This window comes from Kitasatospora sp. NPDC005751 (assembly GCF_040630835.1).
Classification (GTDB): domain Bacteria; phylum Actinomycetota; class Actinomycetes; order Streptomycetales; family Streptomycetaceae; genus Kitasatospora.
On record NZ_JBEXYC010000004.1, the window covers coordinates 131,681 to 144,527 of the forward strand.

At 74.8% G+C, this 12,847-nt stretch carries 12 protein-coding genes; 4 read left to right on the top strand and 8 right to left on the bottom strand.

Annotated elements, in window-relative coordinates; all coding sequences use genetic code 11:
• Positions 1-121: 121 nt before the first annotated feature.
• The 4 genes from ABZ497_RS06615 to ABZ497_RS06630 form a co-directional block, all read right to left on the bottom strand.
• A complete protein-coding gene (locus ABZ497_RS06615; RefSeq protein WP_359803779.1) occupies positions 122-1,318 on the bottom strand; it encodes a LacI family DNA-binding transcriptional regulator in 1,197 nt (398 codons plus the stop codon).
• Between the two features lie 14 nt (positions 1,319-1,332).
• Complete coding sequence (locus ABZ497_RS06620) at positions 1,333-1,674, bottom strand: DUF4229 domain-containing protein (protein WP_329489223.1); 342 nt, start codon at positions 1,672-1,674, stop codon at positions 1,333-1,335.
• 104 nt (positions 1,675-1,778) lie between these two features.
• A complete protein-coding gene (locus ABZ497_RS06625; RefSeq protein WP_329489222.1) occupies positions 1,779-2,306 on the bottom strand; it encodes a GNAT family N-acetyltransferase in 528 nt (175 codons plus the stop codon).
• A gap of 21 nt (positions 2,307-2,327) precedes the next feature.
• Complete coding sequence (locus tag ABZ497_RS06630) at positions 2,328-3,707, bottom strand: MFS transporter (protein WP_359803780.1); 1,380 nt, start codon at positions 3,705-3,707, stop codon at positions 2,328-2,330.
• A gap of 169 nt (positions 3,708-3,876) precedes the next feature.
• On the opposite strand from ABZ497_RS06630, the gene ABZ497_RS06635 reads away from it, so the two are divergent.
• The gene (locus ABZ497_RS06635; RefSeq protein ID WP_359803781.1) at positions 3,877-4,854 is read left to right on the top strand and encodes a helix-turn-helix domain-containing protein; all 978 of its coding nucleotides are present in this window, start codon (positions 3,877-3,879) and stop codon (positions 4,852-4,854) included.
• A gap of 392 nt (positions 4,855-5,246) precedes the next feature.
• Here the strand turns inward: ABZ497_RS06635 and ABZ497_RS06640 are convergent, their stop codons facing one another.
• Positions 5,247-5,801, bottom strand: a complete 555-nt coding sequence (locus ABZ497_RS06640; RefSeq protein WP_359803782.1) for an ATP-binding protein — start codon at positions 5,799-5,801, stop codon at positions 5,247-5,249.
• Between the two features lie 545 nt (positions 5,802-6,346).
• Here ABZ497_RS06640 and ABZ497_RS06645 point away from each other — a divergent pair.
• Positions 6,347-7,153, top strand: a complete 807-nt coding sequence (locus tag ABZ497_RS06645) for a sigma-70 family RNA polymerase sigma factor (protein WP_359803783.1) — start codon at positions 6,347-6,349, stop codon at positions 7,151-7,153.
• Positions 7,150-8,331, top strand: a complete 1,182-nt coding sequence (locus ABZ497_RS06650; RefSeq protein WP_359803784.1) for a zf-HC2 domain-containing protein — start codon at positions 7,150-7,152, stop codon at positions 8,329-8,331. The genes ABZ497_RS06645 and ABZ497_RS06650 overlap by 4 nt, the downstream gene beginning before the upstream one ends.
• 75 nt (positions 8,332-8,406) lie before the next feature.
• Here the strand turns inward: ABZ497_RS06650 and purU are convergent, their stop codons facing one another.
• Positions 8,407-9,282 (bottom strand): formyltetrahydrofolate deformylase, encoded by an 876-nt coding sequence (gene purU, locus ABZ497_RS06655; RefSeq protein ID WP_359803863.1) that lies wholly within the window; start codon positions 9,280-9,282, stop codon positions 8,407-8,409.
• A gap of 171 nt (positions 9,283-9,453) precedes the next feature.
• Positions 9,454-9,969: a hypothetical protein gene (locus ABZ497_RS06660; RefSeq protein ID WP_359803785.1), complete on the bottom strand. Its 516-nt coding sequence runs from the start codon at positions 9,967-9,969 to the stop codon at positions 9,454-9,456.
• A gap of 173 nt (positions 9,970-10,142) precedes the next feature.
• Here ABZ497_RS06660 and ABZ497_RS06665 point away from each other — a divergent pair, with 173 nt between their 5' ends.
• Positions 10,143-11,444, top strand: a complete 1,302-nt coding sequence (locus tag ABZ497_RS06665) for an ABC transporter substrate-binding protein (RefSeq protein WP_359803786.1) — start codon at positions 10,143-10,145, stop codon at positions 11,442-11,444.
• Positions 11,445-11,556: 112 nt separating this feature from the next.
• Here the strand turns inward: ABZ497_RS06665 and ABZ497_RS06670 are convergent, their stop codons facing one another.
• Positions 11,557-12,711 carry a hypothetical protein gene (locus tag ABZ497_RS06670; protein ID WP_359803787.1) on the bottom strand — a complete coding sequence of 385 codons (1,155 nt, stop codon included), beginning with the start codon at positions 12,709-12,711 and terminating at the stop codon, positions 11,557-11,559.
• Positions 12,712-12,847 lie beyond the last annotated feature (136 nt).

Sequence of the window (12,847 nt, forward strand, 5' to 3'; positions counted from 1 at the left end):
CCGGCAGGGGTGTCGGTGATCAGACCGTTGATCGGAGCGTCCGCACGCCGGAATCTCGTCGTCGGTTCATTCGCCCGCCGCTGCGGCGCCAGACGCCCTGACGGCATTTCACCTGTCCGAGCTAATCCGAACGGCCGGTCCCGGTGGGCGAGGCGCCGGAGGCGGGGCTCCCGGCCGCGGCGGTCCCGGCCGCGGTCGAGGAGCGCAGCACCAGCGAGGTCGCCAGCGGCGGCACCGGCGCGACCGGCTCGCCGCGGAGCAGGTCCGCGAGGGCCGCGACCCCGGCCCGGCCCAGCTCCTCGCCGGGCAGGTCCACGGTGGTGAGCGGCGGGGTGAGCAGCTCGGCCACGGGGATGTTGTCGATGCCGACCACCGAGAGGTCCGCGGGCACCCGCAGACCGAGTTCGGCGGCCGCCTGGTAGACCCCGGAGGCCACCACGTCGTCGTCGCAGATCACCGCGTGCGGGCGGTCGGGGCCCGCCAGCATCCGGCGGGCGGCGCCGCGGGCGGCGGGCTGGCCCTCGTTGAGGCTGACGCCCAGCTCGACCACGTCCAGGCCGAGTTCCGCGGCGGCCTGCTCGAAGGCGGCCTGGCGGACCCGGAAGGTGTACGCGGCGTGGGTGGAGCGCAGCCGGCCGATCCGCCGGTGCCCCAGCCCGGCCAGGTGTTCGACGGCGGCGCGCATGCCGCCGGCCACGTCCAGCTCGACGGTCGGCCGGGCCCGGTCGGTGCCGGGGTCGGCGTCCAGGAAGACCGCGGGGGTGTCGGCGGGCAGCGCACCGAGCTGGCTGTCGTCCGGGGAGCAGATCAGCAGGCCGTCGAACCGGCTGGTGGTGGCCGCGTCGGCGAGGGTGGCGCTCCCCCAGCCGGAGCTGACCACGACGGCCAGGCCGTGCCGGCCGGCCTCCTCGTGGACGCCCTCCAGCACCCGGCCGAAGAACGGGCCGAGGATGTTCGGCACGGCCAGCAGGATCATGCCGCTGCGGCCGAGCCGCAGTTGCCGGCCGGCCGCCTGCGGGCGGTAGCCGAGGCTGCGGGCCGCCTCCCGGACGCGTTCCCGGGTGGCGTCGGAGACCCGGCGGCCCGCCTCGGGGCCGGAGAACACCAGCGAGACGGTGGCCTGCGAGACCCCGGCGAGCCGTGCCACGTCCCGCCCGGTGGGCTTGCGGACCGGAGCCGGCCAGGTGCCGCTGACGCTCCCGCCCTGCGGCGCGGCGGGCCCGGGCAGCGGCTCGGAGAGCGGCCCGCTCAACGGCTCGGACACCGGTTCGGCCGGCGGCTCGCGGTCGGCCGGCGGCTCGGGGTCGGGGGCGGGCACGGCGGTGACGCGGATCAGCCCTGCAGGGCGGTCGCGCGCGCGGCGTCGTCGGCCGCGTCCTCCTCGGCGTTCTGGTCGGCGATCCGCGCGGCCGTCCGGCTGCGGAGGCCGTCGACCCTGCCGGAGATCTGGGCCGACATCGCGTCGCGCTGCCGGCTCAGCAGCACGTAGCTGAGCGGCGCCGAGACCACGGCGGCCACCAGGAACAGGAAGATCGCGCCGGTCTGCCCCTTGACCGGGATGACCTGGAAGTGGCCCAGCAGCAGGGCGACCAGCAGGCAGCCGAGGAAGATGCTGACCCGCATGGAGGTGTAACGGAGCGTGGCGTGGGACTTGTCGCTCACCTTGCTGCTCACGGGGGACACATCCTTCTCTGCGCGGGGACCGGACCGGTATCCCAGTGAAGCATGCCCGACGCGCCGCGCGGGGCACGGGTCACCCGGCCCCGCGCGGCCGTCCGTCAACGCAGGTCCAGCCACATCGTGACGTCGTCGCGGTCGTCCCCGGGGGCCACCCGGATCGCGGCGGGGACCCGGCCGACCTCGGTGTAGCCGCAGCGGGCGTAGAAGGCCTCCAGCCCGAGACCGCCGCGCAGGGTCAGCCGCAGTCCCTCCAGCCCCCAGGCCCGGGCCACCCGCTCGGCCTCGGCCATCAGCTCGGCGCCGTAGCCGCGGCCCTGGAAGTCGGGGTGCACCATGACACGCTTGAGCAGCCGCCAGTGGTCCATCAGGCCGAACCGCATGGAGTCGAGGAAGAGCAGGGCGGCCAGCCGGCCGCTCTCCCGCTCGTGGGCGATCAGCAGCCGGTCCGGCCCGGCGGGCGCGAGGCCGGCGAAGTGCGGGTCGGCGGTCTTCCAGACCTCGTCCTCCGTCACCGGCGCCACGAAGCCGACCGCGCCGCCGGCGTTGGTGACGTCGGTCCAGAGCCGGACGATGTCGGCGCGCAGGTCCGGACCGGGCTCGGGGTCGAGGGTGAAGGCGAGCGTCATGACGGTGAGCCTAGTGTCCGCTCACGACAGGCTCGGCGCGGGCGCCCCCGCCCCCGGCCGGTCCGCCCGCAGGGCCAGGCAGAGCAGCACGGCGACCGCGCAGAGCCCGCCGGCCGCGTACCAGGCGAGGTCGTAGGTGCCGAGCGCGTCCCGGGCGAGGCCGGCCAGCCCGGCCACCGCGGCCGCGCCGAGCTGGTGGCAGGCCAGCACCCAGCCGAAGACGATCGGCGCGTCGTCGCCGAAGTGCCGTCGGCAGAGCGCGACGGTCGGCGGGACGGTGGCCACCCAGTCCAGGCCGTAGAAGATCACGAAGGCCAGGATCGGCGGCTCCAGCGAACCCGCGAACAGCTGCGGCAGCAGGAACAGCGAGAACCCGCGCAGCGCGTAGTAGACGACCAGCAGCAGCCGGGAGTCGAAGCGGTCGGTGAACCAGCCGCTGGCGATGGTGCCGATCACGTCGAAGATCCCGATCAGGGCCAGCAGGCTCGCCGCCGTGGTGACCGGCAGGCCGTGGTCGTGCGCGGCGGGGATGAAGTGGGTGCCGACCAGCCCCGCCGTCGTCGCGCCGCAGATCGCGAAGGAGCCGGCCAGCAGCCAGAACGCCCGGCTGCGGGAGGCGTCCCGGAGCACCCGCAGCGAGCGGGCCAGCGCCCGGTTGTCCGCCACCGGCGGGGGCGGCTCCTCGGTCGCGCCGTACGGGAGCAGGCCGAGGTCGGCGGGCCGCTCGCGCATCAGCAGCAGCACCGGGACGGCGACCGCGCTGGCCGCCAGCGAGACGACGACGACCGCCGAACGCCAGCCGTGCTCTTCCACCAGCCAGGCGCCGACCGGCAGGAAGACCAGGTTGCCGGCCGCGCCGGCGGCCGTGAGCACACCGGTGACCAGGCCCTGGCGGGCCCGGAACCAGCGGCCGGTGACGGTGGTGGCGAACGCGCCGGCCATCGAGCCGCTGCCGAGGCCCACCAGCACGCCCCAGCAGAGGATCAGTTGCCAGGGCTCGCGCATCAGCATGGTGAGCCCGGCGCCGACCGAGATGGTCAGCAGCGCGCAGACCACCACCAGCCGGACGCCGAAGCGGTCCATCAGCGCGGCGGCGAAGGGGGCGGTGAGGCCGTAGAGCGCGAGGTTGACCGAGGTGGCGCTGGATATCGTCCCCATCGACCAGCCGAACTCGTTGTGCAGCGCGTCCATCATCAGGCTGGGCGTGGAGCGGAAGCCGGCCGATCCGAGCAGCACCAGCAGCGAGACCGCGGCGACCACCCAGGCGTAGTGCGGCCGGGGGCGGCCGGTGCGGCCCGGCCGCGGGGGCCCGGAGGGGGCGAGGTCCGGTGCGGGGGCCGGTGCCTCGGGGCGGGCCGGCGCGGCGGTCGGGCCCGGGGTGGGGGTGTGGCGTTCGTTCACCCGGCCGAGTCTCCCGAACGGCCCGAACGACCACGAGTGGCCTGACTGCCAGCTTTCGCAAAGATCGGGCCAGCGGTTCGGCGTACGCTGGTCGCCGGCCCGGGCGACGGGCGGCGCGGTGCCCGGCGGCAGGCGGCGGGCGCCGGCGGGGAACGGAAGGGCGGGCGCGATGGCGCACAGGATCGCGGTACTGGCACTCGACAGGGTGATCGCCTTCGAACTGGGCATCCCCGCAAGGATCTTCGAGTCGGCCAAGGACGCCGACGGCGTGCCGCACTACCAGGTGGCCACCTGCACCGTGGACGGCCGGCCGGTCCCCACCAGTACGGACTTCCGGATCGCCGTCGACCACGGGCCCGAACTCCTGGAGTGGGCGGACACCGTGGTGATCCCGGCCTCCGCGGACCAGGGGCCCCGGGAGGTCGACGCCCGGCTCGATCCCGCCCTGGTCGCCGCGCTGGCCGGGATCCGGCCCGGCACCCGGCTGGTGTCGATCTGCACCGGCTCCTTCGTCCTGGCGGCCGCCGGACTGCTGGACGGCCGCCCGGCCACCACCCACTGGCGCTACACCGAGCTCTTCGCCGCCCTGTACCCGAAGGTCCGGCTCGATCCGGACGTCCTGTTCACCGACGACGGGGACGTCCTCACCTCGGGCGGGGTGGCGGCCGGCATCGACCTCTGCCTGCACATCGTGCGCCGCGACCACGGCAGCGCGGTGGCCAACGCGGTGGCCCGCACCTGCCTGGTGCCGCCCTGGCGCGAGGGCGGCCAGAAGCAGTACGTCGAACTCCCCCGCCCGGCCGTCGACGCCGGCCCCGGCGCCGCGGCGGTCCGCGCCTGGGCGCTGGAGCACCTGGACCAGCCGCTCCCGCTGCGCCTGCTCGCCGACCGGGCGGGCATGAGCGTGCGGAGCTTCACGCGGCGGTTCCGCGAGGAGACGGGCAGCAGCCCGGGCCAGTGGCTGACGGTCCAGCGCGCCGAGCGCGCCCGCCAGTTGCTGGAGAGCACCGACATGACGATCGACCAGGTGGCCCGGGAGTCCGGCTTCGGGACGGCGGCCTCGCTGCGGCTGCGGCTGCGCGGGCGGCTGGACGTCGCGCCGAGCGCCTACCGGCGCACCTTCCGGTCGGTGGAGCGGTCGCACTGACGGTGCGCCACCCCCGCGGGCCGCTCAGCGGCGGCAAGTCGGCGGCGAATGACCGGAACCGGCCCTGCGGAACGCACGGATCGGACGGCGGCGGGCCGCACGCACCCCGAGCACGGCACGGCCCGCCGCCATCCGATCGTGAAGCACGGGCCCTGAACCCGCGCAAAGCCCACCGCACTCGCCAAGGAGCCACCGCGCGATCGGCGTACCACGGCCCCCCTGCTGACATGATCCCCCTGGACAGCAGCACCGCAGCGGCGTTCGGGTGTTCCCTCGGCGTCCCCTCGCAACGGAGAGCTGCTCCCAGAGTGATCAGTCGGATACGTCACGTCAATGGGTTGTCCGAAATTCGGAATGGTTGCGTCAGGTTTCGGCCCGTTGATCGTCGGGCCTCACTGGGCCAGTGCGGCCCAGTCCACGGCGGTCAGCGGGTCCACCGGCGGCGCGCCGGCGCCGATCTCGCACCAGACGCGCTTGCCCGAACCGTCCGGATACCAGCCCCAGCGGTCGCAGAGCAGTTCGACCAGCTCCAGGCCCCGCCCGTTGGTGGCGTCGGCGTCCGGCCCCGCGTGCCGGGGAGCCGGCGCGGCCTGGCTGGCGTCGGCGACCTCGACCCGGAGCGGGCCGATCGCGGCCGTCTCGCGCGCCGCGCCGCCGCAGCCCGTCCCGTCCACCGGCCCGCCGGCCGGCGGGCAGCCGCCGGCCGCCGAAGTACCGCTCCCGGCCGGGGAGTCGTCGACGGGGAAGCAGAGCCGAAGGACGGCCGGACAGCCGGTGTGCACCACGGCGTTGGTCACCAGTTCGGAGACCACCAGGACGACCGTCTCGGCGATCTGAGCGTCCGGGTCCACCCCGTGGTTGAGCAGCCGCGAGCGCACCCAGCGGCGGGCCCGGCCGACCTCCGCGGGGTCCGCCCGCACCGCAAGCTGTACCTGAAGAACCTGCACCGCTCCACCACCCGCACTCGCAGTTCGGCCATCGTCTCGATCGGGCCGGATCGTCCAGCCGGCTGGTCCCGGCTCCCGCCGGGCCGCCGCAGGCCGGGCCGCCGTACGTTCACATCCGGTACGTCGCGCCCGCGCCATCTCGTCCGTCGCGCTCCGGCTGCGACACGAATACGCCTCAGGATGGTTCGACGGGCGGACCGCAGCAAGCGCTTCGGGCATATTCCAACGATCGGGGGACAGGGCAGTGCATACTGTCCCGTTCACTCTGGCGAGCCTCGTACCGGCGATCGTCCGGCCCGGGCCGACCGGCCGGACATGCAGTGGCGAACCTACCGCCGGACACCCCGGGCGCGCCGCCCGCCACTCGCGAACCACCCGTGCGACATATGTCCAACGGCCTTCGAACAGCGGGAGCCGCGGCAGATCCCACGATGTGACGATCCGAAACCGGGCGGCCCCTCCGGTACCGAATCCGCCCGCTCCCGGAAGGCCGCAGGATACCGTTGGGCACGGCAGCGAACCCCACGGTAGGAGGGTGGTTACCGATGGCCACCCCCGGCAGCGCCCCGCGCTGGGACGAACAGCTCCAACGGCGCCTCGCCCGCGGCGAGGAGACGGCGCTGGGCGAACTGTACGACCAGCTCGCGCCGATGGTGCACGGACTGGCCGGGCGGATACTGGCCGACCAGGCCGCCGCCACCCAGCTGACCCGCGAGATATTCGCCCACGTCTGGGAGCACCCCGAGGCCTTCGACCCCGCCCAGGGCTCGCTCCGTTCCTGGCTCGGCGCCCTGACGCACAGCCGCGCCGTCGACCGCCTGCGGGTCCGGCGGGCCGCCGAGGCCCCGCTGGGCGTCGAGGGCGCGGACGGCACCGGCGCGCCGGGCGGGCCCGTCGAGGAGGAGATCCGGGCCGTGGCCACCGCCGCCCGCGTCCAGTACGTGGTCGACTCCCTCCCGCAGAGCCTGCGTGAGACCATCGAGGTGTCGTACTACGACGGCCGCACCTACCAGGAGACGGCCCGCCGGCTCGGCATCACCGAGCAGACCGCCAAGCAGCGGATGCGGCTCGGCCTGGAGCTGCTGGCCACCGAACTCGCCGAGGAGCGCGCCCATCAGCGGCAGCCGGGCCCGCCCGACTGCCGGCGGCACGACGGGTGCGACGGCGGGCCGCGGCAGGGCACCGCGCCGCACGAGGGACCGGGTCACCCGGCGCAGCGGCACGGCGATCGGCACCACGAAGGACAGCCCCACGAAGGCCGGCACGACGAAGGCCGGCACGACGACGGGCAGCGGCACGACGGGCGCCGGCACGACGGACCGCGCCACGGGAACGAGAGCGGGGGCACGTGACCATCACCGAGGAGCAGCACGAGGCCCTGCGCTCGCTGCTCGGCGCCTGGGCCCTGGGTGCCTGCCCGCGGCGCGAGGCCGCCGAGTTGGAGCAGCACCTGCGCGGCTGCCCGGGCTGCGCCGAGGAGGCCGCCCGGCTCCGGGACGCGGCCGGCTGGCTCTCCGCCGACGAGCCGCTCGACCAGCCCGCCTCGCTGCGCCAGCAGGTCCTCGACTGGTGCCTGACCCGGCGGCCGGCCGAACTGCCCGTCCCCGCCTGGGGCGTTCCCTACACCGCGGAGACCGCCAAGCTCGACGCACTGCTGCGCGACCTCGGCCCGGAGGAGTGGCAGGAGGTCGCCGAACTCCCCTGGCACGGCGGTACCGAGTACCTGCGCCCGGCCGAGGTGCTCTGCCATCTCGCCGCGGTGGACGGCTACGTGGCACTCGCCCTCGGGCTGCCCGACCCCGTCCCGGGCGGCGGGGCGACGGCCGACCGCCGGGTGCCGCCGCAGGACGCGGCTCCCCCGCTCCCCCGGGTGCCCCGGCAGAGCGGCCCGCCGTGGGCCGGGATCACCGGGCGCACCGCCCGGCTGACCGCCGAGCAGGCCGGGCAGCCCCCGCAGCGGGTCCGGGCCCGGTGGCGCCGGCACTGCCACGAGCTGGTCCGCACCGCTGCCCTGGCCCCGCAGGGCAACACCCCGGTGGACTTCGGCTTCGTGACCGTCCCGCTGCGCGACGCCTTCGTCGACCGGGCCTTCGAGTGCTACGTGCACGGCGAGGACGTGGCCCGCGCGGTCGCCTACCCGTACGCCCCACCGGCGCCGCAGCACCTGCGGCAGATGGTCGACCTGGCCGTACGGATGCTCCCGGCCGCGCTGGCGGGCCTGCGGGCCTCCCGGCCCGAGCACGCCGGGACCCCCGCGGGCGGACCGCCCGACGGCACCGCCCGGACCGGCCGGCAGATCCGGCTGGTCATCGACGGACCGGCCGCCGGCGAGTGGCTGATACCGCTGGACGGCCCGGAGTGCGGACCGCCCGGCGGTGAGCCGGTGGCCGCGATGGTCCTGGACGGGCTGGAGTTCTGCCAGCTGGCCGCCGCGCACCGCGACCCGGACCGGGTGCCGGTCGGCGAGCACGGCGACCGGGCGGCGATCCGCGAGGTGCTCCGGGCGGCGCCGCTGCTGTCCCGCCCATAGCCGGGCGGGACGCGGGCGGACGGGACGCGCGCGGGCGGGACGCGCGCGGGCGGCGCGGGCAGACCCGGGCGGACTCTAGGTGAAGACCACCGTGCGGGTGCCGTTGAGCAGCACCCGGTGCTCGCTGTGCCACTTCACCGCGCGCGCCAGCGCCTGGCACTCGACGTCCCGGCCGAGCGCGACCAGCTGGTCCGGGGTGATGTCGTGGGTCACCCGGGCCACCTCCTGCTCGATGATCGGGCCCTCGTCGAGGTCGGCGGTGACGTAGTGCGCGGTGGCGCCGATCAGCTTCACACCCCGGGTGTGGGCCTGGTGGTAGGGCTTGGCGCCCTTGAAGCTCGGCAGGAAGGAGTGGTGGATGTTGATCACCTTGCCGGACAGCGCGGTGCAGAGCTCGTCCGAGAGCACCTGCATGTAGCGGGCCAGCACGACCAGCTCGACGTTCTCCTTGGCCACCAGGTCCAGCAGTTCCTGCTCGGCCGCGGCCTTGTTGTCCCGGGTGACCGGGATGTGGTGGAACGGGATCCCGTAGCCCTCGGTGAGGTCGCGGAAGTCGGTGTGGTTGGAGACCACCGCGGCGATCTCCACCGGCAGCGCGCCGATCCGGGTGCGGAACAGCAGGTCGTTCAGGCAGTGCCCGAACTTGCTGACCATCAGGACGATCCGCATCCGCTCCTCGGTCGGGTGGATCTGCCACTCCATCCCGAACGACGCGCCGATCGCGGCGAAGCTGGCCCGCAGCTTGTCCACGCTCACCGGCTCGGCCGCGGTGAAGTGCACCCGCATGAAGAACAGTCCGCTGTCCCCGTCCCCGAACTGCTGGCTGTCGATGATGTTGCAGCCGGTCATGAAGAGGTAGCTGGAGACCGCGTGAACGATGCCCTGCTTGTCGGGGCAGGACAGCGTGAGGACGTACTGGGCGCTGGCCGTCTGCTGTTCCACGGTGGGGATATCCCGTCCTGAGGTCGTGCCGGTGGTGAATGGTCCAGCGTGTCACATCCTGGACAGCGACCGTTCCGCTGCCCGCACTGCGGGACGCTCCGGCCCACCGGCGGGCAGGCCGGGACCCGGGCCGCCGGCGCGGGTCCGCGCCGAAGCGCCCGGAACGGGCTCAGGACGGGCTCAGGACGAGGTCAGGATGCGCAGCACGTCCAACGAGCGCGGCGGGACGTCCGGGTCCTCGCCGTCGTTGACCGCCAGCTTGACGTGGGCCTCCCGGGCCGCCCGGACCGCCTCCGGCCAGCCGTGGTGCCCCAGGTAGGCGGAGGCCGGGGCGTCCGCGCCGACCTGGTGCAGGATCCGGACCACCCGCAGCACCGCGACGTCCACCACCGCCGCCTCGGCCGAATCCCGGAAGATCGTGCCGACGTACTTCTCGGCGGACCAGCGGTCCAGCCAGGTGTCCTCGACCAGCCGGTAGACGGCGTCGGTCACGTCCCCGAAGCCCTCCCGGCCGGAGAGCCAGGTCTCCTGCTGGAACCCGGGGTCGGACAGCATGTGCAGCGCCGAGCGCAGTCGGGCTCGCCAGCGCCACCAGGGCAGGTCGTTGAGCGGCATGCCGCCCATCGTGCTGGAGCGGTGGCCCGGACGAGAAGGGTTTCGGGAAGACCGATACGAAGAATCTGAGCTGGCGGACATGGACAGCGATCGTACGTTCCCCGACGGTTCGTGCTCCACTCCCCATCTACACGCGTCCCCACCCGGAGTTCCGTCGGCGTTTGCCGTTCATTCGCTTTTCGGCCCTCTCTGCTTGCGACGCCCGGGCTTGGCTGGGCCGGTACGCAGCAGAAGCGCCCCGGGAGGGAAGACCGATGACCGGCCTCAAGGGCTCGTCCCAGGCTCAGAACCCGATCGTGGCACGGCGCAACCGCCGCCCGATCGCCGCAGCCGCCATCACCGTGGCGCTGCTCCCCACCCTCTTCTCGGCCTCCGCGTGCGGCGGACCGGCCGACGCCGCCACCGGCAAGGGCGAACTGACCGTGATGACCTGGGCCCCGTCCGGCACCGGCACCGCGGACCGGCCCGGCATGACGGCCCTCGCCGAGGCCATCGGCCGCGACCTCAACGCCAAGGGCGGTCTGAACGGCCGCCCGCTGCGGGTCCTGACCTGCAACGAGCACAACACCGCCGACGGGGCCGCGGCCTGCGCGCAGCAGGCCGTGGACGCCAAGGCGGTCGCCGTGCTCGGCTCCTACAGCCAGTACGGGGACAGCTTCATGCCCGTCCTGGAGCGCGCCGGCATCCCGCTGATCGGCGGGTACGGGCTCTCCCAGCCCGAGTTCAGCAGCCCGCTCTCCTACCCGGTGGGCGGCGGTCTGCCGGCGCTGATCGGCGGCAGCGGCCGGCAGCTGGTGGAGGCCGGCTGCAAGGCCGTCGCGCTGGTCCGGCCGGACACCCCGGCCGGCGACAACCTGCTCGGCTACCTGGCCAACGCGCTGAAGCCGGCCGGGATCAAGCTGCTGGACGTCAAGGCGCCCGAGCAGTCCAGCGACTACGCGCCGGTCGTCCGCAAGGCGATCGGCAAGGACGAGCCGGGGAACTGCATCACCTCCGCGCTCGCCGCCGAGCCGACCGGCAACCTGCTGGACTCCTACCGTCGGCTGGGCCCCAGGAACACCCGGGTCGCCTCGGTGATCGGCAGCGTCCAGCAGTCGGTGGTCGACTCCACCGGCGGCGACAGCGGCCCGCTGGCCGGCGCGTTCGTCACCAGCTGGTACCCGCCGGAGTCGGCCAAGGTCTGGGACGCGCTGCGCTCGGTGGTGTCCGGCGACTCCGCCGGCGGCCGCAGCGTGGACGTCTCCGACCCCGGGGTGCAGACCACCTGGGTCGCCTACGAGGTCTTCCGGCAGGTCGCCGACCGGCTCTCCGCCGCCGGCCGCCCGCTCACCGCCAAGACCGTGACCGCCCTGCTGGACGGCGGCGAGCAGATCGACGTCGGGCTCACCCCGCCGCTGAACTGGGGCACCACCAACATGCTGGCCAGCACCGAGTCGCCCCGGCTGGTCAACACCTGGGTGACGTACCAGGTGGTCAAGGGCGGCCGGCTGGCCCTGCAGCAGCCGGGTTTCGTGGACGTCCGCTGGGTGCTCACCGGGAGCCGGCCGCCGGCCTGACCGGCCTCGACGGGGCCCGCGGCGGGGCCGGACCGGTCACCCGGTCCGGCCCGCCGCATGTCCGGGCGGGCCCCGCCGACGCGGGCCCCGTCGCCGTCAGAGGCCGCCGCCGTCAGAGGTCGCCGTCGCCGCGGGTCGGCAGGCCGGTCTGGCCGGCGATGGTGTTCCACAGGCCGGAGGCCTGCTTCTTCGCGAGGGTGGCGGTCCCGCTGGCCTGGACCGCGTTCTTGTAGTGCTGGTTGTCGATCTTCTTGGGGTCGCAGGCGCTCTGCGCGTCGGCGGCCCAGGCCGCGTACTCGTCGTCCGCGGTCGCCGAGGCCTGCCAGGCCGCGTTGAGCTGCTCGACCAGCTGCGGGCCGCCGGGCAGCTTGTCCGTCTTGAGCGCGGCGAGCTTGGTCTGCAGCTCCCGGCGCTTGCCCGCGGCCTCGGTCAGGGCCTGCTGGGACTCGGGGAGCTTGTCGCACTTCTGCACCGCGGCGACCGCGCCGATCACCGCCTGGCGGCTGTCGTTGGCGGTGCCCAGCAGGTCGGAGAGGGGCTGGGCCTGGGCCTTGACCTCGGGGCTGACGGCAGCCCCCGAACCGCTCGCGGGCGGCGGGCTGCCGGCCGTGCTGCTGCCGGTGGCCGCCGGGGCGGCCTTCTTCCCCGGGTCCGCCGTGTCGTCGTCCCCGTTCATCAGCACGACGACCAGGAGGCCGGCGGCCACGCAGCCGGCCACCACCCCGCCGATGATCAGCTTGCCGGACGACCGCCCGCCGCCGCGGTTGCCGGCCTGGGTCGGGAAGTCCTGCCCGGGGTACCCCTGCTGCGGGGCCGGGTACTCCGGCGGGGTCTGCTGGTAGGCCGGGTAGCCGTGGTCCGGCTGCTGCGGATAGCCCGGGGCGGGCTGCTGGTGCCCGGGCCGCGCCGGGTAGCCGACCGCCTGCGGGTCCCCCGAGGGGTAGGGCGGCAGGTACTGCGTCTCCGGCGCCTGGGCGGCCTGCGGAGCGCCGTTCCACGGGGCGCCCTGGGCGGGCAACGGCTGGCCGCCCCACGAGGCGCCCTGGGCCGGCAGCCCGTGCCCACCGCCGCCGAGGTACTCCGGCTGCCCGGAGGGCTGTCCGGGCGGCTGCTGCTGCCCCTGGAGCCCGGCCGGCGGCTGCTGGCCGGGCATCGGGGGCGGCAGCTGGCCCTGGGCGTCCGGCCCCGGGGGCTGACTCGGCTCGGGACGGAAGAGATCGTCCAGGTTGAAGTCACCCGAGTTGGGGTACGAGCGGCGCTGGCTCAACGCGATTCCTCACCTGTGCACGACCGCGCGCTGACGGCGGACCACATCTCGTCGGTTCTTGGGGGCATCACAGTTCCTTGGACGTCGCGCCCACGCTACCGGTTCACCGAACCGGGTGACCACGTGGGCGGTCCAT

Excerpts from the sequence above, each read along its gene's own strand:
- ABZ497_RS06660 (WP_359803785.1), bottom strand. The coding sequence starts at position 9,969 with ATGTCCGCCAGCTCAGATTCTTCGTATCGGTCTTCCCGAAACCCTTCT.
- ABZ497_RS06635 (WP_359803781.1), top strand. The coding sequence starts at position 3,877 with ATGGCGCACAGGATCGCGGTACTGGCACTCGACAGGGTGATCGCCTTC.
- ABZ497_RS06625 (WP_329489222.1), bottom strand. The coding sequence starts at position 2,306 with ATGACGCTCGCCTTCACCCTCGACCCCGAGCCCGGTCCGGACCTGCGC.
- ABZ497_RS06645 (WP_359803783.1), top strand. The coding sequence starts at position 6,347 with ATGGCCACCCCCGGCAGCGCCCCGCGCTGGGACGAACAGCTCCAACGG.
- ABZ497_RS06665 (WP_359803786.1), top strand. The coding sequence starts at position 10,143 with ATGACCGGCCTCAAGGGCTCGTCCCAGGCTCAGAACCCGATCGTGGCA.